The organism is Flavobacterium sangjuense (assembly GCF_004797125.1).
Taxonomy (GTDB): domain Bacteria; phylum Bacteroidota; class Bacteroidia; order Flavobacteriales; family Flavobacteriaceae; genus Flavobacterium; species Flavobacterium sangjuense.
In genome coordinates, this window is sequence record NZ_CP038810.1 from 112,150 (window position 1) to 136,126 (window position 23,977).

The 23,977-nt window shown below is 34.7% G+C and carries 17 protein-coding genes; 5 read left to right on the forward strand and 12 right to left on the reverse strand.

Annotated features, from left to right (window positions below):
* Positions 1-6: 6 nt before the first annotated feature.
* On the reverse strand, positions 7-1,275 hold the full coding sequence (locus GS03_RS00440; RefSeq protein WP_136150613.1) for a DUF2851 family protein: 1,269 nt from the start codon (positions 1,273-1,275) through the stop codon (positions 7-9).
* A 56-nt stretch (positions 1,276-1,331) separates the two neighbouring features.
* Here GS03_RS00440 and GS03_RS00445 point away from each other — a divergent pair, with 56 nt between their 5' ends.
* A complete protein-coding gene (locus tag GS03_RS00445; protein ID WP_136150614.1) occupies positions 1,332-2,981 on the forward strand; it encodes a PNGase F N-terminal domain-containing protein in 1,650 nt (549 codons plus the stop codon).
* 84 nt (positions 2,982-3,065) lie between these two features.
* Here the strand turns inward: GS03_RS00445 and GS03_RS00450 are convergent, their stop codons facing one another.
* From GS03_RS00450 to GS03_RS00475, 6 genes are all read right to left on the reverse strand, one after another.
* Complete coding sequence (locus GS03_RS00450) at positions 3,066-4,427, reverse strand: pyridoxal-phosphate dependent enzyme (protein WP_136150615.1); 1,362 nt, start codon at positions 4,425-4,427, stop codon at positions 3,066-3,068.
* A 51-nt stretch (positions 4,428-4,478) separates the two neighbouring features.
* On the reverse strand, positions 4,479-6,356 hold the full coding sequence (locus tag GS03_RS00455; protein ID WP_246034111.1) for a putative porin: 1,878 nt from the start codon (positions 6,354-6,356) through the stop codon (positions 4,479-4,481).
* Positions 6,357-6,495: 139 nt separating this feature from the next.
* Positions 6,496-8,409 (reverse strand): S8 family serine peptidase, encoded by a 1,914-nt coding sequence (locus GS03_RS00460; protein WP_136150617.1) that lies wholly within the window; start codon positions 8,407-8,409, stop codon positions 6,496-6,498.
* 129 nt (positions 8,410-8,538) lie between these two features.
* Positions 8,539-9,378 carry a DUF1735 domain-containing protein gene (locus tag GS03_RS00465; RefSeq protein ID WP_136150618.1) on the reverse strand — a complete coding sequence of 280 codons (840 nt, stop codon included), beginning with the start codon at positions 9,376-9,378 and terminating at the stop codon, positions 8,539-8,541.
* Between the two features lie 46 nt (positions 9,379-9,424).
* On the reverse strand, positions 9,425-10,927 hold the full coding sequence (locus GS03_RS00470; RefSeq protein WP_136150619.1) for a RagB/SusD family nutrient uptake outer membrane protein: 1,503 nt from the start codon (positions 10,925-10,927) through the stop codon (positions 9,425-9,427).
* Between the two features lie 12 nt (positions 10,928-10,939).
* Positions 10,940-14,203 carry a SusC/RagA family TonB-linked outer membrane protein gene (locus GS03_RS00475; RefSeq protein WP_136150620.1) on the reverse strand — a complete coding sequence of 1,088 codons (3,264 nt, stop codon included), beginning with the start codon at positions 14,201-14,203 and terminating at the stop codon, positions 10,940-10,942.
* A gap of 185 nt (positions 14,204-14,388) precedes the next feature.
* Here GS03_RS00475 and GS03_RS00480 point away from each other — a divergent pair, with 185 nt between their 5' ends.
* Positions 14,389-14,988 carry a ribonuclease HII gene (locus GS03_RS00480; RefSeq protein ID WP_136150621.1) on the forward strand — a complete coding sequence of 200 codons (600 nt, stop codon included), beginning with the start codon at positions 14,389-14,391 and terminating at the stop codon, positions 14,986-14,988.
* A 24-nt stretch (positions 14,989-15,012) separates the two neighbouring features.
* On the opposite strand, the gene lipB is transcribed toward GS03_RS00480, so the two are convergent.
* Positions 15,013-15,732 (reverse strand): lipoyl(octanoyl) transferase LipB, encoded by a 720-nt coding sequence (gene lipB, locus GS03_RS00485; protein ID WP_136150622.1) that lies wholly within the window; start codon positions 15,730-15,732, stop codon positions 15,013-15,015.
* 207 nt (positions 15,733-15,939) lie between these two features.
* Between lipB and lysS the strand changes: the two genes are divergently transcribed.
* From lysS to GS03_RS00500, 3 genes are all read left to right on the forward strand, one after another.
* Complete coding sequence (gene lysS, locus GS03_RS00490) at positions 15,940-17,631, forward strand: lysine--tRNA ligase (protein WP_136150623.1); 1,692 nt, start codon at positions 15,940-15,942, stop codon at positions 17,629-17,631.
* A 108-nt stretch (positions 17,632-17,739) separates the two neighbouring features.
* Entirely contained in the window at positions 17,740-18,177 is a 438-nt protein-coding gene (locus GS03_RS00495; protein WP_136150624.1) for a hypothetical protein, read from the forward strand.
* Between the two features lie 69 nt (positions 18,178-18,246).
* Positions 18,247-18,576, forward strand: a complete 330-nt coding sequence (locus GS03_RS00500) for a hypothetical protein (protein WP_136150625.1) — start codon at positions 18,247-18,249, stop codon at positions 18,574-18,576.
* A gap of 60 nt (positions 18,577-18,636) precedes the next feature.
* Here the strand turns inward: GS03_RS00500 and hemL are convergent, their stop codons facing one another.
* The 4 genes from hemL to GS03_RS00520 all read right to left on the reverse strand — a co-directional run bounded on the left by hemL (position 18,637) and on the right by GS03_RS00520 (position 23,641).
* Positions 18,637-19,923: a glutamate-1-semialdehyde 2,1-aminomutase gene (gene hemL, locus GS03_RS00505; protein WP_136150626.1), complete on the reverse strand. Its 1,287-nt coding sequence runs from the start codon at positions 19,921-19,923 to the stop codon at positions 18,637-18,639.
* 28 nt (positions 19,924-19,951) lie between these two features.
* The gene (locus GS03_RS00510; RefSeq protein WP_136150627.1) at positions 19,952-20,845 is read right to left on the reverse strand and encodes a glucosaminidase domain-containing protein; all 894 of its coding nucleotides are present in this window, start codon (positions 20,843-20,845) and stop codon (positions 19,952-19,954) included.
* Positions 20,838-21,740 carry a 1-aminocyclopropane-1-carboxylate deaminase/D-cysteine desulfhydrase gene (locus tag GS03_RS00515; RefSeq protein WP_136150628.1) on the reverse strand — a complete coding sequence of 301 codons (903 nt, stop codon included), beginning with the start codon at positions 21,738-21,740 and terminating at the stop codon, positions 20,838-20,840. The genes GS03_RS00510 and GS03_RS00515 overlap by 8 nt, the downstream gene beginning before the upstream one ends.
* A gap of 80 nt (positions 21,741-21,820) precedes the next feature.
* Positions 21,821-23,641, reverse strand: coding sequence for a T9SS type A sorting domain-containing protein (locus GS03_RS00520; RefSeq protein WP_136150629.1), 1,821 nt, complete (start codon positions 23,639-23,641; stop codon positions 21,821-21,823).
* Positions 23,642-23,977 lie beyond the last annotated feature (336 nt).

Sequence of the window (23,977 nt, forward strand, 5' to 3'; positions counted from 1 at the left end):
TCAAAATTACGTTTTTAAAAGTTGAATCCCAATAGCACATTGCAAACATTTGCTCTGATTGCAATACTCATTTTTGAGTTGTAACAACGATTGGGTTTCAAAAGCATTCCTGGCTTTAATTCCAAAATTGGAAAATTTTTCTATAATTATATTTTTCTCGGCAGCAATTTCCCGAAGCAAATCCAATAAAGATTCCGACGCTTCTTTACCCTGACTTTTAGCATAAGCAAACTGAATTGGAACTATTGTATTTATTACCAACAAATCGACAAACGACTTTGAGAACTGTTTTTTCTTCTTTGGACTTTCTCTGTCAAACTGATAATGTGTTTGCCAATAATCCGAAATTGTAATATCGAATAGCTGATGTAATTCTTTTGCCGTTTTAGCGACAATCACTTTCGAAAATAAGTTTTGCTGCTTGTGATAAAGCATTGCCAATTGCGCCAATCGTATCGTCGGAAAATTATCAGGTCGGTGTTTAAAAAACTGAACGGGTTCAATAGCAATTTTTTTTAATTTGTATTTTTGAGAAATATACTCAAATCGGGTTTTCAAATCTTTAGTGTAATTATCCTGAACATCAACCGGAAATAAATCGGCTGTTCCAAAAAGCAGGCTTTCTAAATTTGCCACTTCCGCACTTTCTTTTCTAACAATTGAAAACGGAATCGATTTGGCAATTTTAAAAAACGTTTCTCCATTGGTATTCAAACCAAAATTCTTTGCCAACATACAAAACAAAACCGCTTCCCAATTATTTTCTGTTTCCTTTAGCATTTGATCAATCGGAATATATTTTCGCTCCAATCTTTCAACAAACAATCGCTCCTGCCAATTTTGAAAAACAAAAGAATCGATAGTTGCAATTTGGCTTTCACAATAAATCCATGATTTTGGCGATGCTAATGATTGATAGTTTTCTAAATCCCTTTTCGATGTATAGTTTTTAAGTTCCAAAACCGGAATTTCGGAATTGTCTTTTCTAAAAACCGGTGTGTCATGTTCCCAAACCACATGCAGAATCACATTCTCATAATTCGAATCTTTTTCGTGATGATGCAAATACCAATCAGAAGATTTGATGTGAATTTCGATGTTTCCCGCCCATTTTTGATTTCCTAAAACAATTTGGGCGTTAAAAAAATCAGGTCCGCTTTGTTGCAGATAATTTCCACAATTTATTATCGTAAGCAATTCTCCCGAAACAGTTGTTAGGTTAGAAAAGTCAAACTTCTTATATTGCCATATATAATGAAGAAAATCTTCTTTCACGATTCCTAATTTTCAACTAAAGTAAGAAAATTACTTTTATATTCAAAGTTTTTGTAATGAAAAAATTACTTTTTACGTTTTTACTGTTGGTTTCAGTAAATGTGTTTTCTCAGAAATATAAAATCACTTATCTCAAAAGTTCCAATGGAAACTTGATTGAAAACCAGGATCCGATTTGGCTTTTTACCAATGCGAATCATACTTTATTGAGTACGGAAAGTATCCGAAATCAAAAAGCTGCTTTTCCTTTTGAAGAAACTACTATGGACAGAAGTTCAAACTCTTTTTATCAAACGGCAACTTTAAATGCTTCAGAGATTATTGCTACTAAAGACAGCGTTTCTTTAGCCAAGCAGACTTTTGAATATTTAAATGACACCAAAAAAATTCTTGGCTATAATTGTAAAAAAGCTAAAACAATTGTCAATTCGAATACTATTGAATTTTGGTATACCGATGAATTAAAAGTCAAAGGTTCACCAACAGTTTTGGGACAAAATTTGGGTTTGGTATTGGAAATGGTACGCAACGGCAACTTTGTAATTACGGCGACCAAAGTGCAAAAAATCGATGCGCTTCCCTATTTTCAAAAAGTCAAAAAGATAGTCGATGGCTTGACATATAAAGATTTACTTTGGAAAAGTCGCTTCACTACTATCAATGTTTTTAAGGACCAAATCATCAACTTTTCGGATGCTTCGAAATCGAATGATACCATTCTTCGCTTTGCCAACGGGACAATTGCTGTTAGAAAAGTAAAGATTCCGGAAATAAAAGTTGGCAGCCAGATTTTTGTAGATGTTACCGAACAATCAAACGGTGATGCATATGACAGAACGGGTTCTTTTTTTATTATTCCGACTGATAAAGCAACTTCTTTTTTGGATGGTTTGAAAAACGGTACCAAAACATTGCCGATTTATACTAATGGAAACGGAAAAGAATACCAAGGTGTAGTTGCTACAGAAAACTACAATCCAGTAGTGGAATTGATGCGCTTTTATACGCCTTTTGGAGTAAAACAATATAATACGCTTCAACTGAAAGATAAAACCTGGGCAGAAAATGTTTTGTACAGACAAGATGTTTCCGATTTGAGAACGCTGTTGAGTAATCAGGAAGTTTGGATTGGCATCAACATTGGGAATTATGACAAAGGCGGACACAAAGTTTCAGCTAATATTACGATTCATGACGAAGAAGAAAGTAAAGTTATTCCAACTCAGATTGTGTCACTGTTTTGTACCAATAACATCATGGAAATGGCTGGTCAGGAATATGGAACGATGTTTAGTTCAGCTAAAGGTTTGGAAGTCACTTTCAAATTAGACAAACCTATGAAAAATTGTAAGCTTCGTTATATTACAACCGGTCATGGCGGTTGGGAAAATGGCGATGAGTTTGTGCCAAAGAAAAATACAATTCTACTAGATGGAAAAGAGACTTTTAGTTTTACGCCTTGGCGACAAGATTGTGGTTCGTATCGTTTGTCAAATCCGGCATCGGGAAATTTTCCTAACGGATTATCTTCGTCAGATTATAGCAGAGCCAATTGGTGTCCGGGAACGGTTACGAATCCTATTTTTATAGATTTTGGAAACTTAGAAGCCGGAACACATTCGATACAAATTAAGATACCACAAGGTTTACCCGAAGGAAGCAGTTTCAGTTCGTGGAATGTTTCGGGAGTTTTGATAGGAGAGTAAAAAGAGAAAAGAAGAAAGAGGCAAGAGAAAAGACAAATAAATGCCAACATCTTGCTTCTTGCTTCTTGTCTCTTGCTTCTAAAATTATTTAATAGAACTTATAATATCATGCTTAGTAATAATGTGATATTTTCCATTACCTAAATCAACTAAAACGGCTTGATTGTCTTTATTGATTAGTTTTGAAATTTCCTCAATTGGCGTATTTGCCTTAACTATTGGATAAGGTTTACCCATGATTTCGCGGATTGGCTTTTCGGCAATGTTTCTGTCTTCTACATAACTTCTGAACAAATCGGTTTCATCCAGGCTTCCCACAAAACCAGTCGTATCAATCACCGGAATCTGTGAAATATTATATTTTTTCAAACGCTCAATAGCATGTGAAACCAATTCTTCTGTGCGCACAATTACCAATGGTTTGTCTTTATGGTCTTTGATAACATCTTCAGCTTTTGTAATTTCTTCATCCAAAAATCCTCTTTCACGCATCCAATCATCATTAAACATTTTGCCAACATAACGACTTCCTGAATCGTGGAATAAAACCACAACGACATCGTCTTTAGTGAAATGTTCTTTTAATTGGTGTAAGCCTTTTACACAAGCTCCGGCTGAGTTACCAACAAAGATTCCTTCTTCCAAAGCAATCTTTCTGGTATAAACGGCAGCATCTTTATCGGTTACTTTAGTAAAACCATCGATAACCGAAAAGTCAACATTTTTTGGTAAAATATCTTCTCCAATTCCTTCGGTAATGTATGAGTAGATTTCGTTCTCATCAAAGATTCCGGTTTCGTGGTATTTTTTGAATACTGAACCGTAGGTGTCAATTCCCCAAACTTTAATATTTGGATTTTTTTCTTTTAAATATTTTCCGATTCCGGAAATAGTTCCACCAGTTCCAACTCCAACTACGAAATGAGTAACTTTTCCGTCGGTTTGTTCCCAGATTTCAGGCCCGGTTTGCTCGTAATGTGCTAGCGCATTAGATGGATTATCATATTGATTTACGTACCAGGAATTTGGAATTTCGGTGCTTAATCTTTTTGAAACAGAATAATACGAACGCGGATCTGTTGGTTCAACATCGGTTGGACATACTATAACTTTGGCACCAACGGCACGAAGGATATCCATTTTTTCTTTGGATTGTTTGTCGGTGATAACGAATATACATTTGTATCCTTTTATAATGGCCGCAAGCGCTAATCCCATTCCGGTGTTTCCTGAAGTTCCTTCGATGATGGTTCCGCCTGGTTTTAATCTTCCGTCAGCTTCGGCGTCTTCTACCATTTTAAGTGCCATCCTGTCTTTGGTAGAATTCCCCGGATTGAAGGTTTCTACTTTGGCCAAAACCAAAGCATCAATTCCTTCTACGACTTTGTTAAGCTTAACTAATGGCGTGTTTCCAATAGTTCCTAATATGTTTTCTGCGTAGTTCATTCGTTTTTAATTATGGTGTAAAGGTATTGAATATAAAAACTCTGGTAAATTTTATTGGAAGAAATTCCAAACCAAACCAAATCGAATCATGAAATCACGATACGGATAATTTGGTGCTGTGTAGAAATCATTCCCGGTCATTTTGGAGTTGAAATGTTCTAACTTAAAGAAGATTCTGGTCTGGCGAATTCTGGCATTGACAAAAAAGTCAATCATTGGGAAATCGCCAACTTTTCTTTGACTTTGCACAAAGGCTTCGGTAGTTACCGGATTGTAATCGTTGATATAATATTTGGTGAAATAATTAAGCGTAAAACCGGTTTGCAGATACAATGCTTTTTTGAAGTAATAATTGGTAAAGTAAAGTGAATTTCTGGTCGTTATTTTTGGCACATTCAAAACATCCTCTTCCTGATCAACCTGCTGATACAATACCGTATTGTCTAAAGCCAGTTTCCACCATTTGAACTCGCGGCTCACTTTTACCGACACATAATTAATGGCTTTATCGTATTGTTTTGGCGATATAATTTGTTGTCTTTCATCTGTAGCATCGTTACTAAAATACAGATGGTCTTTGATAGAACTTATTTGCAACGAAGCGTCAAGCCATTGGGTTTTGGCAGTAGCTTCGATATTATTTATTTTTTCATTTTTGAAATCATTGTACCAATTGTAGCCAACATAACTACTTTGGTATAAATTATAAATATGATCCGGAATTTTATTTACCATTTGGTATCGAAAAACAAACTCGTTTTTGTCGTTGAGTTTATAATTTAGTTTGGCATCAAAATTTGACATCGGTTGTTTTGTAATTGAATTGGAATAGGTAAACGTTCCGTTCCATTTGTTTTTTCTGTAGTCATATTGTCCGCCAACCGTACTAATTTCGTTACTTAAAGCACTTGGAATTGTACCAGAGTCTAAAATCAATATTTTATCATAATAGTAGTTAAAGCGGAAGTCTTCGACAAAGAATTGGAATTTTCCAAGCAGTGAATTTTCATAAATAGCGCCAACTTTATTATACATTCTGTTGTAACGCGTGTGGTCGTTTATATTTGATGCAACATACGAATCTCCAAAACGTTTTAAAGCTGTACCTCCAACACTTGACAGCACCGTTTTTTGATTGTACTCAAAAAATTTGTTTTCGTAATTGAATTGGTGTGTTATGTATAAATTGTTGTCGCCTTCTTTCCCGTTAATTCTGAAATTATGATCAAAGAAAGTTCTTTTCCCTTTCATAAAAGATTTAGCATCTCTTAAATATACTTCAAGCCGGGCGCGGTTTGTAAATGCTCCGTCTTCGCTTTCAAAATCTTCGATGGTGGTGATTCCACCATTTTCCCCATTCAGAAAATCCTGTCCGGTGAAATGGAAATTCAAATAATATCTTTTGTTTAAAGTATTATAGCTTGAAGTAAACCTAAAATTTCCAGTGCTTGAAAGTTGGTTGATGTATTTTCCCAAAGAGCGCAATCCTTTGAAGGCAACAGACATATTAAATCGTTCGGAAGTATTAACCGTAATAAAGGCATCAACAGATTGTCCTTGTTCCATTACAGTTTTGAAATACAACTCGGTAACCGGTGTTGCTACAGAATAGTATTTAATATCCTTAACTCCAAGATAATTAAACTGTTTCCCAGAGAAGCCAATTTCGGGAAACGAATTGAAATCTTTCAATCCAAAATCAAGAACTGCATAGGTATGTCCTTCGTTAGCAAAAGGCAAAAGTCCGAAAATGTCTTTTCTCAAATAGTTGTATTCGTATTCTTTTTTGATGGTTAAAGAAGTGTCAACATAGGTAGTATCTCTTTGCAAAGTGATAATTCTGTATTGGTCGTAGGTACCTTTCTTAACAACTGCTGCTTTATTATTCTTATTAGAATTTAAAGAATCATTAGCTGGCCCGCCGCTCATTTGCAAATTTCTACCTTGTGAAAAAAGATTAATTGAAAAAAGAAAAAAACTGTACAAAAAAAAATTTCTCATTACGCTTGCTATACTTGGCAAATGTAATGAGAAATTAAGGACAATAAAACGAATCAAAAGTAAAAGATTATTTTTTCACAATCTTTTCGACGAAACTACCATTTTCGGTAATTAAGTTTAACATATATACTCCTTTTATTAACATAAAGGTATCTATATTAATGCTGTTTTGATTAGTTAAATTTTCTGATTTTATCAATCTACCCTGAATGTCGTACAGTTCATATTTGGTAATACTACTAGCATTATTAATATGCAACAAATCGTTTACAGGGTTAGGGTAAACTAAAATTTGATCTCTTGAAAAATTATTATTAGCAAGATCTTCTTGATCAAAACCTGTAACTATCAAACTATAATTTTGAGATCCTCCATCTAAAGTTCCTTTGTGTGTAACTTCTATAGTATAAGTCCCGGTAGCATTTTCAACTTCAACTTTCTCAACGTTGTCTACGGTGTTATCCCCTTTAATAGCACCTGTGTTAAGTGAACTTAAATCAAGTTTCCATGGAAAATTAACTTCAGTATCTTTTGTTATTCTCAAATCCAAATCATTAACTAAAGCCGGACTTGGCGAATTCAATTGGTTGTTTTTAGGAGTACCAGGAACATCTGTCCAACATATCGTTGCTTTTAATGTTTGAGGAGTCGTAACAATAACTCTAACAGTATAGCTACTGCTTTGAGTAAGGTTCAGTTCATTAATAATTGCGATAGGTGTTGCACTATTTGCATTAGTAATTGCTAATGCTGCATCACGCGTGTTCAATAAACCCCATCCATAACGAACATCCGGACCAATTGAGCTTTCATCATCAAAAGCTGTATGGCAAACCAAACCTTTTAAAGTCGCAGATTTCATAAAAGAAGCATGCAAATTATTATAATGTTGTTGCAATAAAATTAGAGAACCGGCTACACTAGGAGATGCCATTGATGTACCACTTAAAGTAGCATAACTTGTGGTAGTTTCATTGCTTGAAGAGTAAAGATTAGTTCCATCAGCAGCTATATCCGGTTTAACTCTACCATCATCAGAAGGCCCTTGGCTACTTGAGCTATTAATTGCCAAATTAGTCAAAGTTCCATTAAATTGGTTAACTGTTGGATTAGCATTTGCAACAACTAAATTATTTTTACTGTTTTTTTCACCTGTTAATTTATCTATTCCAGGATACAAGCCATTTGAATAGGTTTCATTACCAGAATTTCCTGCGGACATAACCGGTAAATAGTAAGGTAAAGTATAACAAATTTGATCCCATTGAGTTGCATCAGTATTGTAACAACCCATGTACCAATCACCTACCTGCTGCTCGCCATTATCGTTAAAAATTGGGACACCGTAAGAATGATTAGAAATCAACAAACCGTTATTAGCGGCTTCACTGGAAACTTCTGACTCATCGTTTGTCCAATTATAAGAAGCTAAATTAACTTCATATGCCATTCCTCTGGCACTTGTAGCAACACCTTTTGCGCCAACAGTACCTACAACATGTGTTGCATGTTGATCAGCAGTTGGTATAGGAGTTGAAGTATCCGGGGTAGTCACTCTGGAAACTGACCCTGTCATAAACTCTTGGTGATTCTTTAAGGCATAACCGCCATCCCAAATACCAACTTTCATTCCCAGTCCGGTAAGGCTTAAACCTAAATTACCACCCGGATAAAGCGTATTGGTTTTGGAAGCCATAGCACTTAATCTATTATCTGTTGCTGTATAAACAGGTTTATTATCAATTACATCAACTAACAAATATTTTGTACCATTTGCAACATATTCTCTCTTTGCAGCTAAATTAGAATCTAAATAGTTTTTTATTTTTTCCTCACGAAGAGTTTTTAAACTTAAAATATTCTCATTTAATTGATTAAGTTTATTTATATCATATTCTTTTTTAATTAAATCTATTTCTGTTTTAGATTGAGAGAAACAAGAGATAGTGGATATTAAAAAAAACAAAATTGCTTTTTTCATAAAGTGTGTAGTTTTTATTTATATAAATTAAAATTTTTCAAAAGTAGAAAAAAAGTATCAATAACAGAGTTAATTAAATAAAAAAAACCGAAACGTAAAGTTTCGGTTTTTTATAAAACATAATTTCATTTATGGAAGAGTAAATGTGGTTTCTTGTAAGAAACCAAAATCTCCACCACCTGATGCTAATACCGTGTCACCTAATTTAACAGTATAGGTACCTGAAACAGTAGCGCTTGTATACATACCATCTCCGTAATCATCATAAATGGTAAAAGTATATTGTCCATCTGGCAAACAGAAATTAGATGTAAAAGTACTACGATCAGCAAAACCTAACGCAGCATATCCAGTGATTGCATCTCCAGCAGCATTAAAACCACCTGAAGCAACTACATTCATAGAAGCGTCACGTAAATCCCAAGCAGTTTCTTCTGGGTAATTATCAAAAGTAATGCTTACAGCCACTTTATTAAAGTCACATCTTTCTTCAATATTGAAGGTTATTTTACCTGTAGTAACAACATTAACATAATTTCTTGGTATTGATGAACCAGCTTCGTAAACAGGTGTTGTTGTAAAAGCGTTAATTCCAATATCAGTACCTTCTTGTTGTTCTAAACCAACAATAAGTTTCTTTCCATTACCAATGTTTGTACCTGTAATTCCGACAGTAAACGTACCAACCAATTCCCCGGCTGGAATAGTTACACTAGCAGGCACAGTATAATAACTAGCATTAAGTGTGCTTGCTGGATCAACTACTAAATTAAAAGTTCTATCAACACTAGATGCCATAGAAGCATATACCTTTGAATCAACCGATCCTGTCTCATCAGGATAAAGGCTAACCAATTTTGATGATGGTGCTTCTAAAGAAATATAATTATAATTCTTCAACGTACTTTCAGTCCCATCTTTCTCACAGCTTACTAACACTATTGAAAGCATTAAGAAAGCAACAAACAAAAAATTATTTTTTAAATTTTTCATAATCTATTTTTAAAATTAAAAATTAGTTCTGTCCAGTAATAGCTGGGTTATTAAGTATTTCGGATTGAGGTATTTGGAATGACATTTCATCACTGTCCCATACAAATGAGCTACCAGAACGGAACACATGGTTTGTACCACGAGTTACAGTTGCTTCATTACGCTTCATAGCTAAGTACGATTTACCCTCACCCCACATTTCAATTCGGGTATTCAAGTAAATAGCATCTTTTAAAGCTTGACCGCTCAAAGGATCTACATAGGCAGCTGCAGCTGCAGCACCACCAGCAAAACGGATAGCCATAAGGTCTTTCAATCTATTTTTTGCAGTAGCTTCATCACCCGTTTTTGCTGAAGCTTCAGCACTTAGTAAATAAAACTCATCCAATCTCATAAAAATAAGATCTGTTGTGATTACATATTGCTGACCTGCAACTCTAGCAGGGTCAAAAAACTTATTAATTGGCATTCTGTTAGTAGTCCCCGTAGTACCAAATTGAGTTCTCCTTATATCACCTGCTGGTATAGAAGCCAATAAACCTGTATCTATAGATTTTCTGTCTCCTGCCCAAGCATAACTGTAGGTAAAGTAATCAATTTGTCCCCACCAATCAACTAGCTGATGACCTAATTCTTCAGTCAAATCAAAGCCCCACATCCATGATGGTGTACTTATATCATTAAAACCTGATCCTGCACCAGGAAAAGCTAACTGACCTCTAGTTGTCAAAGCATATCCACTAGAAGTTATAATTTCTTCAGATACAGTTTTTGCTGATGCATAATTACCTTGTGCAGCATAAGCATATGCCAAAAGTCCTTTTGCTACCCATACATCCATTTTGTCTTTTGAAGGACGAGTAAAGTCACTTAGCAAATCAATTGCCTGCAACAAATCAGTTTCTATTTGAGCATAAATTTGAGATGCAGGAACTTTTGCAGCAGTATCAGCACTAGTACCATTATAAAATGGCAAAATAGGTTGTGATAAATCATGGTTACGTTGAAAAATTTGTGCCAAATAAAAATAGGCATAGGCTCTCATTGCTTTAGCTTGAGCATACTGATGACGCGTTTCAACAGATGAAGGCACGGCGTCATTACCACCCAACTGGCCAATAATTTCATTAGAAGTACTAATAACTTTATAATAGTATGTCCAAATAATAGTATTTTCTTGTCGGGTAAAATCTACAGTTGAAATTACATTAGCCACATTTTGATACCATCCATATGAGTTAGACGAAAGCGCCATATCTGAAGATAGCATATCTAACCAAATATCAACTCCTTTCTGTCCTAAATCATAATGACGACCTGTACCAGCAACTCCTCCTGGTTCTATTAAGAAATTATACAAACCATCGATACCACCTTGAATAATACCAGGATTAAACTCTGCTGCTGCAGCAATTTCTTCAGCCGTTAAAACTCTTGTATCTCTTACAGGATCAAGAAAATCTTCGCTACAACCAACTCCTAAAATTGAAGTAGCAATTAATAAGTAAACTAAACTTTTTTTCATATTTATTTTTTTTTAGAATTCTATTTTTGATCCGATGCTAAATGTAGTCATTGGAATATAACCACCTATACCACTAGTGCTTGTGAAAGTTTGAGGATTAAATCCTTTTCTTGCACTAAAAAGGGCTAAATTATCACCAGATATATACACATTGAATTTTGAAAGACCTAACCTATCAGCGTAACTTTTAGGAAGTGTATAACCCAATTTTGCATTGTTAAATGCAATATAATCTGATTTAATTAAAAAACGTGTTGAGGTTGCACTTGAATAAGTATCTTCAGTCGCAAATCCCGCAGACATACGAGGCACATTAGTTATATCGCCTGGTTGTTGCCATCTGTCACGTATATCAACATGATAGTTATTTGAGCCAATTTGGTCTCCAGTCTGCATTAATGTAGCATATCCATTATCATAAGCATAACCTCCAAAACTATAACCAAACTGAGTAGTAAGGTCAAAATTTCTATAACTTGCATTTAAACGAAACGCACCTCTTACTTTAGGTATAGCCGATTTCCCAGTAAATTTTTGTGTAGCTATAGATGAATTATTGGTTACTGTTCTCATAACATTAGCATCTGGGTGATCATTTAAGAAATTTGTATAATTCCCAATAGCCTCATCACCATTATTAAAAATACCATCATCATTAACATCATTGTAATACAAATTATACATTCCTAATCCTGTTGCCGGATCTACTCCTACCCACTCTCTCATGTAGTATTCGTATAAAGAATGTCCCTTAACTAAAGCCGCAAGACCGGTATTAGGATCAAATTGGAAAATTTTTTCTTCGCCTGTAGTATAATCTTCAGGCATATCTACCATTTTACTTTTCAACATTTCTCCATTTACTCCTAGAGATAATTTAAAATCATCCGCATTTTTTCCTTTCAATAGTTGATAGTTAATGTCAAACTCTAAACCACTGTTTTGAAGTTTACCACTATTTATCTGAATGTTGGTATAACCTGAAGAAGCAGGGAGTGCATTGTCGAAAAATAAATTTGTAGTGTTTTTAACATAATAATCTACATCTAGATTTAAACGATCAAACCATGATGATTCAAAACCAACTTGTGCAATTTTTGATGTCTCCCAAGTAAGTTCAGGATTAGGACGAGTAGCATTTGGAGTATATAAAATACCTCCTGTAAGTGGTGTAAGATTGTAAATTCTAAAACCATATTGAAGAGATGTTCCTTGATCTCCAATAATACCATAACTGGCTTTTAATTTTAAATAATCAATAGTACTTGATTTCGCTAGAAAACTTTCTTTAGAAACAACCCAGCCTAATCCAACCGATCCAAAAGTACCCCATTTGTTATTAATGAAACGAGAAGAACCATCTCTACGAGCAGATGCTGTCAAAAAATATTTTTGCTGATAGTTGTAGTTTAACTGAGCAAAATAACTTTCTAGTGTCCAACCTAATCTATAGTTTGTAGGAGTGGCATATTCTGTAGTATATTGATAAAGCGATTCAGCCATAGGAACCACCGCTCCAGTTGCTCCTGCTGATAATATATCATATCTGTACTCTGTAGATTCATGCGCCACAAAAGCTTCTACACCATGTTTTCCAGCAAAACTTTTGTTAAAACGCAACAATTGCAAAAAGTTCTGATTAGTCGTTTTAGTTTTTGTTATAAACAATGAACCTTCACTACCTGCGTTTTGCCCATAAAATGGATTACCAACACTTGTTGCATCATTTGTTTCATATTGTCCACTGTAACGTGTTTCAAAATCCAACGAATTCGTTATGTTGATTTCAGTATTAAAATTACCCAAAAATGTACTTGCGTCAGTTTGCTCTTTATTCAAAGTAGCTTCAGCAATTCCATTTGAGTTGTTTAAAAACCTTCTCACAGGGTTTCCATTATCACCATTACCAAAATCAAACTGATAGCCTCCAAAATATGGATCTGCCACTAGATTTCCAGCTGCATCTCTCAAATATGGATCATAAATTGGAGGTGCACCAACAGTGTAAGAAAATAAGTTTACAGAAGTAGATTGGTCAGCGCCGTCTGTTTGCATATATCTACCACCAGAGTAAGACATATTACCTCCTATTTTGAACCAGTCATTAACTTTGCTTTCTAAATTTAAACGAGTAGTATAACGTTTGTAGCTCGAATTTACAGCCGCACCTTTATCATCTAAATAACCAAACGAAGTTGCATATTTAGTTTTATCATTTCCACCGCTAAATTGAACGTTTGCTTCACTTCTAAATCCAGTACCAAAAGCAGTATCCTTCCATGAAGTTGGCGTGTATCTACGAGTAACTCCAGTAGCCACCCTTCCTGTTGCAGGGTCAATAACTTGGTCACCAGGAACATTCCACATATTATACGCAGGATCAAGACCAATAGCATTAGTACTATCAAACAAGTTATTGCTTGCATATGCATCTGGATTTGGATTACCACTTAAAAATGCATTTTGTCTCAACTCACTCCAAGCTAAACCAATATACTCTTCAGGCGAAGTAAGAACATCATAATTAGGCAATGAAAAACTATTAACACTTGTTTTTACATCAACCGAAATTACTGACTTACCAGCTTTACCTTGCTTTGTTGTAATCAAAATAACCCCATTAGCTCCACGAGAACCATAAATAGATGTAGCCGCAGCATCTTTCAAAACAGTAATGTTTGCAATATCCTCTGGATTAATTGCTGAAATATCACTACTATATGGAGCTCCATCCACAACATATAGAGGTGCACGGTTACCATTAATAGATCCAAAACCACGAATACGTATTGTAGCATCAGCACCCGGAGCTCCACTACCAGTAATAACGCTAACACCAGCAACCTCACCTCTTAGTGATTGAGATACGTTAGAAACTGTTTTAGCTTCTAAATTTTCAGTTTTAATTTTTGTTGCAGTTCCAGTGTAAGCTTCTTTGGTAGTTTTACCATACCCAACAACAATTACTTCCGACAATGCAGTTGATGCCTCATCTAACGATGCATTGTACGTATTAGAAGCACCTACTGAAATAGATTTCGTTGAATATCCAGTAAAAGAGACTTCCAAAACGTCTCCTGCTTTTGCTTTGATGGTAAATTTACCGTCAAAATCTGTTTGTGTGCTGTTTTTTGTTCCTTTAACAACAACATTAGCACCCGGTAATGGTCCAGTTTTATCTGAAACTACACCTGTTACAGTTTTCTCTTGTGCAAACGAAAACTGCATTGATAACGCTAACAATAGCGTAAAAATCCATTTGAACTTCGATCTCATATTATTTTTATTTGAGTTAGTTATTCTGCAAACTTCTTAATTATTTCTTAATTAACCAAATATTAACAGTAAATAATCATTTTTAAAATGTGTTAAATATTTTCCTATTTATCTAACTCTTGAGTATGATACAAATGTTTTTGATGGGTTGCGTCATTTTCTATATTTTTGTTTAAAAAAAATAAATGCTTCAATTTAAGTTCTCAGATTTTGATATGGAATGCGGGACTGACGAAGCCGGCAGAGGATGCCTTGCAGGTCCTGTCACAGCAGCTGCAATAATTCTTCCAGATGGCTTTGAATTGAAATTACTGAATGATTCAAAACAGCTTTCTGAGAAAATACGCGAAGAGCTAAAACCATTAATAGAAACTAACGCTATTTGTTTTTCGGTAACACATTTGGATTCAGGTGTCATTGACAAAATAAATATTTTAAACGCATCTATAAAAGCCATGCATGATTGCATTGACAAACTAAATCCTATACCTAATTATATTATAGTAGACGGTAACCGTTTTAAACCCATTAACAACATTCCCTATTCCACAATAATAAAAGGAGACTCAAAGTACATGAGTATTGCTGCGGCTTCTGTTTTAGCAAAAACGTATAGAGATGAATATATGGATAGAATCCATGAAGAATTTCCAATGTACAACTGGAAGAAAAATAAAGGCTACCCAACATCAGAACACAGAGAAGCAATTAGAAAATACGGCACAACCAAATACCACCGAATGAGTTTTAGGTTATTGCCGGAACAACTGAAATTGGAATTATAAATAATGATTTAAGACACGAGAGCTTTACTCGAATTGGCGAAGCATTTCTGAAGTTTTGAAATTCGCTTCAAAAAGAATTGCAAAATGACTAATGATTTTACGTTTTACTTCTTCTTCATCAACTGCCGCACCTAATTCCACGTGCATCGAAGTGACTGCCTTTCCTTTAATACCACACGGAATAATATTGTCAAAATAACCAAGATTTGCATTGACATTCAAAGCAAAGCCATGCATCGTTACCCAACGTGAAGCCCTGACACCCATTGCACAAATCTTTCTCGCAAATGGTGTTCCGACGTCCAGCCAGACTCCAGTTTCGCCTTCGCTTCTTGTACCTGTTATATTATACTCTGCTAAAGTTAATATGATTACTTCTTCCAAAAAGCGCAAATATTTATGTATATCAGTAAAGAAATTTTCTAAATCTACTATTGGATAACCTACAATTTGTCCCGGACCATGATAGGTAATATCGCCACCGCGATTGATTTTATAAAAAGTAGCACCTTTGGCTTCCAATTGTTTTTCAGAAAGCAACAGATTAGACATATCACCACTTTTGCCAAGAGTATATACATGCGGATGTTCAACAAACAGAAAATAATTAGGCGTTACCAATTCGGGATTGGTTCTTTTTTCTAATTTGATATCGACAATCTTCTTAAAAAGGACTTCCTGATAATCCCAGGTTTCCTTATAATCCTTGTTCCCTAAATCCTGAAGATGAATTTTTTTATTCATTTTGTGTGTTGCAAAGTGCAAAGTTACAAAGTTTATAAGTTAACTCGACGTTAATCTTTAGCCCCGATTGCAGCAGTTACCATGTAACGCGTAAAGCGGAAAAATGGACAACAAGTAAAACCAAAACCATTCGCTACTTACTTTGAAACTCTGTCACTTTGAAACTTTGCCACTTATCCCTATATTTGCACGCTTAAATACAATACTATGCAACTTTCAGAACAAGAAATCATTAGAAGAGACAAATTAAAATCTCTTCGCGAACTGGGAATCAACCCTTATCCTGCAGATTTATTTCCTGTAAACCATACTTCAAAACAGGTTAAGGAAAATTTTGAAGAAGGTAAGAAGGTTATTGTTGCCGGTCGTTTGATGAGTGTGAGAGATCAGGGAAAAGCCTGCTTTGCCGAATTGCAGGACAGCGAAGGCAGAATACAGTTGTATTTAAACCGTGATGTGATTTGTCCCGAAGAAGATAAAACGCTATATAATCAGGTTTTTAAAAAACTAACAGACTTAGGCGATTTTATTGGTATTGAAGGTGAATTATTCACTACACAAGTTGGCGCCAAATGTATTCGCGTTTCTAATTTTACTTTTTTAAGCAAAACATTACGCCCATTGCCTTTGCCAAAAACAGATGAAGAAGGAAATGTACATGATGCTTTTAATGATGCCGAATTGCGTTACCGAATGCGTTATGTAGATTTAGTTGTAAATCCGCATGTGAAAGAAGTTTTTATGAAAAGAACAAAACTGTTCACAGCCATGAGAACCTTCTTCAACAATGCCGGCTATATGGAAGTGGAAACTCCGGTTTTGCAATCTATTCCCGGTGGAGCAGCTGCGCGTCCGTTTATCACGCATCATAATAGTCTGGATATTCCTTTATACATGAGAATTGCAAACGAATTGTATCTGAAAAGATTAATCGTTGGTGGATTTGATGGCGTGTATGAGTTTTCTAAAAACTTCAGAAACGAAGGAATGGACAGAACGCACAATCCGGAATTTACTGCAATGGAAATATATGTAGCCTACAAAGACTACAACTGGATGATGGAAATGACCGAAAATCTTTTGGAATATTGTGCCAATGAAGTAAACGGAACAACTGAAGCTACTTTTGGCGAACACAAAGTAAACTTCAAAGCGCCGTATGCGAGAGTTACGATGACTGATGCCATCAAACAATTTACAGGTTTTGATATTTCGGGTAAAACCGAAGCTGAGCTTTTTGAAGCAGCCAAGTCAATGCACATTGAAGTGGATGAAACGATGGGTAAAGGAAAACTGATTGACGAGATTTTCGGAGCAAAATGCGAAGGAAACTTTATTCAGCCGACATTCATCACAGATTATCCAAAAGAAATGTCGCCTTTATGTAAAGAGCACAGAGATAATCCCGATTTGACTGAGCGTTTTGAATTAATGGTTTGTGGTAAAGAAATTGCAAATGCTTATTCAGAATTGAATGATCCAATTGACCAAAGAGGTCGTTTTGAAGCACAAATGGCTTTGGCAGAAAAAGGCGATGACGAAGCGAACGGAATTATAGATGAAGACTTTTTGCGTGCGTTAGAATATGGAATGCCACCAACTTCGGGGTTGGGAATTGGAATGGACAGATTAATTATGTTTTTGACCAATAACCCATCAATTCAGGAAGTATTGTTCTTCCCTCAAATGCGACCGGAGAAAAAACAAGTAGAATTAACTGATGACGAAAAACTTATCATTGGTTTATTAAAAAAAGAAAACAATCAACCGATAGCGCAACTCAAAGACAAATCGGCTTTAAGCGGAAAAAAATGGGACGCAGCCATGAAAGGTTTAGCAAAACACGGTTTAACCAAAGTAGCCGTTGACGGCGAAAACAAAACAGTCGTTTTGAATTAAAATAAAAAGGAACTCAATTGAGTTCCTTTTTTATAAAATTTTGTTAAGCATTAAACCTTTTAAAAACATCGTCGTCCTATCGGCACATTAATTTAAAAAACATATAAAATGAAAAAAGTAATTGTAGCCGCATTATTAGTTGTTGGAATAACAGCATTTGCTCAGGAAAAAGAAGGAAGAAGAGCCGGAAGAGAAAAATTAACTTCGGAACAAAAAGTTGATTATCAAGTAAAAAAACTGACTAAGGACTTGGATTTAAGCGAAAAGCAAGCCAAAGACGTTAAAGCTTTAGTGACTAAACAAGTAGCAAAAAGAGAAGCTAAAAAAGCTGAAATGCAAGAGCTTAAAGCTAAAAAAAGAGAAGAAATGAAAGCTCAAAGAGAAGCGGAACAAGCTGCAGTAAGTGCTGACATGAAAAAAATATTGACTGCTGAACAATATGCTAAATGGGAGAAAAATCGTGAAGAGAAAAAAGAAAGCATAAAAGAAAAGATGGCTGAAAGAAAAGAAAAAAGACAATTAAAAAATCTTCCTGAAAGTAAATAAAAAATAAATTTTGAGTTTACGTCAAAATAAATTAGTTTTGGAGTTATTAATTCAACTAAAATTTACACAATGAAAAAAATAATTGCTGCTTTAACATTGATGTTGGCATTTTCAATAAATGCAAATGCACAAGATAAACAAACTTCATCAGCCTATGATTTAGGAAAAAAACAAGCTGCTGAGTTATCTGAATTATTAGGATTAGACGCTACTAAAACTGAAAATTTTGCAAGACTTTTTGAACATAAAATCACTGTTCTTGAAGACATAAACTTAACACAAGAAAGAAAAGATGAGTTTTCAAGAGTTGTTGAAGCAAAAATAAGAGCTGCTTTGGAACCAAAACAAATGGAAAAATTAGAAAAAAACGAAGTGTTGTTTAAGAAATTAACACACTAATATTTTCAATATCTAAATAAAAAAAATCCTCTCGTTTAATAATGAGAGGATTTTTTTTATTTATAAACTTTTAGAAACTTTATCAATGGCGGCAATGGTAAAATCTAAATCTTCATAGGTTAAAGCATCCGTTATAAACCAGGTTTCATAAGCCGACGGCGCAATATAAACTCCCTCAAGCAATAAACCGTGGAAGAACTTTTTAAAGGTTTCGTTATCTCCGTTTTTTGCCGTGTTAAAATCATAAACAGGATTAGCATCAAAATGAACCGAAATCATTGAACCTACTCTATTGATAGTAAATACAATATTATTAGCCGTCAATACTTTTTCAATTCCTTTGTGCAGATATGCTGTTTTTTCCTCCAATCTTTTAAAAATATCCGAATCATTGTTTAAAGTCTGAAGCATAGCAAATCCTGCAGCCATCGCCAACGGATTACCCGAAAGCGTTCCTGCCTGATAAACCGGTCCAAGTGGTGATAGATAATTCATGATTTCATTTCTGGCCGCAAAGGCGCCAACAGGCAATCCGCCTCCGATAACTTTACCAAAACAAACAATATCGGCTTTGACATTGTACAATTCCTGAACACCGCCTTTTGCCAATCGGAATCCGGTCATTACTTCATCAAAAATCAATAGCGTACCATTCTCATCACAAAGTTGTCTTAACGACTGTAAAAAGCCTGCTGAAGGTGGCACACAGCCCATATTTCCGGCAACCGGTTCAATAATAATAGCGGCTATTTCATTTTTATTGGCGCTGAATAATGCTTTTACATTTTCCAAATCATTAAAACCTGCAAGCAAGGTGTCTTTTGCTGTTCCCTGAGTAACTCCGGGAGAATTTGGTGTTCCAAATGTACTCGCGCCACTTCCGGCCTGGATTAAAAAGGAATCCGAATGCCCGTGATAACAACCGGCGAATTTTATAATTTTATCTCTTTTGGTAAAACCTCTTGCCAAACGAATTGCACTCATACAAGCTTCGGTTCCCGAATTCACAAAACGGATTTTATCAATATTTGGCACCATCGAAACTGCCAGTTCAGCAATCTTTGTTTCCAATTCTGTTGGCATTCCAAATGAAGTTCCTTTTTTTGCTTTTTCAATGATGGCATCAACAACCGGTTGAAAAGCATGGCCTAAAATCATTGGTCCCCAGGAATTGATATAGTCAATTAATCGGTTATCGTCTTCATCATAAAGATAGGCACCTTTGGCACTTTTTGCAAAAATGGGTGTTCCGCCAACACCTTTAAAAGCTCTTACAGGTGAATTTACGCCGCCTGGAATAACTTTTTCGGCTTCAGCAAATAACTGACTGCTTCTTTGATAAATCATATTTGAAATGTGTATTTTATTTTGAAAATTATTTGACAATCACACTTTGACCAAGCGAAATAGTATTGTCAGTTAGGTTGTTTTTTCGCTTCAATTCGTCGATTGAAATGTTGAATTTTTTTGAAATTGAATATAACGAATCGCCTTTGACGACAGTATATTTTTGAACATCACTGTTATAGGCAATTGGCTTATTAACAACCGGCACATAGTCTTTCCCTAAAACCTCTGCATCAAATCTGCCCAATTGATATTTTTCAATTAAACCAATTAGCTTGTCCGGATATTTTGTATCGGTTGCATAACCCGCAGCTTTCAACCCATAAGCCCAGCTTTTGTAATCGTCTTTTTGAAACTCAAAAAGCTCTGCATATCTTGGTCTGCTCGTTAAGAAATAAGAATGGTCTTTGAAAGATTCGCTTGGTTGATTATACTTTCTAAAACATTCGTTTTCTTCATCATCTGTATATTTTATACTTGGCCCTGTCCATTCTTTATGGCATTTAATCCCAAAATGATTATTGGCCTGAACACTCAACGGACCAGTTCCGGCACCTGATTCTAATATGGCTTGGCCCAAAGTAATACTGGCAGGAATTCCTGTTCTAATCATATTATCTTTGGCAACACTTTTATAATTTTCGATGTAGGCTAAAACCATTTCGGTAGTTGCCTTAACTCTTGTTGTTGCTTCTAAAACTTCTGTAGCAGTTGAATAATTACCAACAGTTGGCGAATCTTTTTTAGTAATTGCCACCGGATTTTTCATTGTTGCAGGTCTGTAAATTGGCTTTCTGACTCTTTGCACAACCGGAGTTTCTGTCTTTCTGGGATCAGATTTTGTAGTTCTGACTACAGCATGATTTGCGCTACATGAAACAACAAAAATCATAAGTAGTAGTAAAGGGGCTTTCTTAATCATAAACATTAATTTGTAATTGTTTTTTTTGTTTTAATAATTTATTCATTCCGGCTATTCCTTGTAAACCGCCAGTATGTATAACCAGTATTTTTGAGTTTTCCGGGAAATAATTTTTTGTAATTAAATCCATAACTCCAAACATCATTTTCCCAGTGTAAATTGGGTCTAACGGAATTCCATGCTTTTTATAAAACTCGTTGATAAACTCTATTAATTCTTCCGAAACTTTAGCATAACCTCCAAAATGATACGCTGTAATTAAATCCCAGTTTGACTTGGAAACAAATTTACAAATATCTTCTCTTAAAAAGTCACCCATTAATGCCGGAAAACCCAAAACTTGTTGACTATTTTTTGAACAATTTATAAGTCCCGAAATGGTTCCGCCGGTTCCAATCGCGCAGCAAATATAATCGAACTTTTCATCGGTTTTTGTTAAAATTTCTTCGCAGCCTTTTACCGCTAAATCATTGGTTCCGCCTTCGGGAATTAAATAAAAATCGTCAAATTTTTCTGCTAATTGCTGAATGAATTCCGGATTGTTTTTATCTCTGTAAATTTCCCTGCCCACGAACTCAAATACCATTCCGAAATCCTGAGCTTTCTGCAAGGTTGGGTTTTCAGAAATTTTGTCTTGCAGCTCTTCACCTCTTATGATTCCGATAGTTCTAAATCCTTGCTCATTTCCTGCAGCGGCTACTGCCAAAATATGATTGGAAAAAGCGCCTCCAAAAGTCAAAAGTGTTTGCTTATTTTCTCTTTTGGCTTGCGCCAAATTGTACTTTAATTTTCTGAATTTATTCCCTGAAATATGAGGATGAAGTAAGTCTTCTCGTTTTATATAAAGCGAGATACTCGTATTTTCTAAATCGATTTTTTGATTAGTACTTTCCAAAAAAGATATTTTTTCAAAAGTAGTTTATGCAAATCATTTAACATAAAAAAAGTGATTATAAATCGCTTTTTGAAATACTGTTAGTTAGATGAAACTATGATTTTTTGTCCGATGCTTTTCCCATCGTCCGACTGAATTTTGACTAAATAAACTCCGGTACTTAAAGAAGCTGTGGAAAATTCATAACTGCTTGCCGAACCCAATTTCACTTTATTAAACAATAATTTACCGGTAATATCAAATAAGGTAACCGATTTTATGTCTAATAAATTTGGATTCGAAACGGTCATTAATTGACTGGTATTGTTTTGAAAAACAATTACATTTTCTCTTGTTGGATTAGAAGCCGACAAAGCATCATTTCTAAATGTAATTTCAAATCGATCGCTGTATGTTCCTTCCGGTAAAACAAATTCATATTCAGCATTTTTTATATCGTGATATAAATCGGTTACTTTATCATATAAATAAATGTTCTCCGCCTGATCAAAATTTATAATTTCTGCTACCGTAATTTTGAAAGAAGCATTAGTTGTAGATTTAAAAGTTACCGGTAATCTTTTGTTTTCATCAAATTGAATTACTGAAATAACATAATCTTTATCATTTAAGAAAAAATTCATGTCCAATGTTGTCTCATCAGGATTTTGTGCATCTTTTGCATGATCAACACCGTCCGTAGCTTCACTATCAAAAGCCAAAACAACTTGCTTAATTGCCTGATTATTTAACAAAGTATTAAACCTAATTTGAGGCACTTCTGCTGTTGAAACTGTTGTGTAATCAAAACCGGAAACTGACATAATAGGCGGTAAGAAATCAGCATTATCAGTGCGAGAAACCGGTACATTTCTTTCAAAAACTGAAGTTGAAACATTTTCTTTATGAAAGGCTCTGTAAGAGTTTTTCATAGTAACTGTTGTTCCCGAAGCATTACCCATAATCATAAAACCCTGCCCTACAGGGCAAAACATTCTTGCGTAACTATTGTTTGGAGAAGATTCTGTTAAAGGCAATAGATTACCTGATATGTCATAAGAATAAAATTTTGCAGGAACATATATACCTGTTCCTCCTCTTGAAACAGGAGAAAATGTTCCATAACCTCCTCTATAGGCTAGCAATGCATGTGAGGCTACCGTTTTATCATGCTCCCAAAAATAAGCAATACCTGTGCAATTAGTTGCATCAGTTAAAAATGCTGATAAATCAATAGCAGATGGATAAGGATTCCCGGTTAAGGTTAAATTATTATTAGCAACAGTAATCGTTATGTCACCATCATTAGGTTTTCCTCTAAAATCATAGCGTTGTTTACTTCCCGCATTATTAACAGCAGTTTCTCCAACATCAGTTGCATCAGAACCACTGGTTCCTTTCATAGTAAACCCTTGACCAGCGGCAATATTTGATGAACTATAAGAATGAGACCATCCTGCATAATCCGGCATCGCTAAAAATCTAAAAATCCAATAGTTAGATACTGTAAGTGCTCCCGCGGATGAAGAACCATTATAACCAGTTGTAATTGTAGCTGCATTACTTGATGAATTTGTTGTCGGCACATGTAACATTGTTATTCCAAAATCTTCATTACCAACACCGGCAGAAGCATTTCCTACTGGCGCACACCAATAATTATAAGCATAATTGTTAGATGTTCCTTCTTGAAAAACAGATAATTTACCAGCACCCGTATTAGTGGAGGTCGAAGTTGTTCCTTGTATAAACTGACCTTCATTTCTCAAATAGAAATTACTGTTAGTATCAAGTTCTAAATTTCCTTTTGCATAAACAACCGCTCCTTTGTCAAAAATATAGCTGCCATTCTTCACGTATAACTGCGCGACAACTGAGTTTACAAAAAATAAAACGCTAAGTGTAAATAGAGTTGTTTTCATTGTTAAATGTTAATTTTCAAATGTACAAATATTTTTATATCTGCCTCATTTTCAAGATAACAAAAAACAGACACAATCAGGAACAAAATACATATAAATTAAACCATTTCATTTTCTACAGATAGTTTGTGCTTTTATTGTTAATTTTTTTAATAAAAAAACGTTTAACTGATTTTCATTTAAAAAAAACATATTCTATCTTGCTTTTTATGTTTATTGCTTTTTGACAAAACAATCACTAGTAAAAATTTGTGTTTTAAAAATATGAGGGATTTTCCTAATAATTATTTTTGTTAAATCAATTATTGTGGCAGTATATTTATATTATTTTTTTAT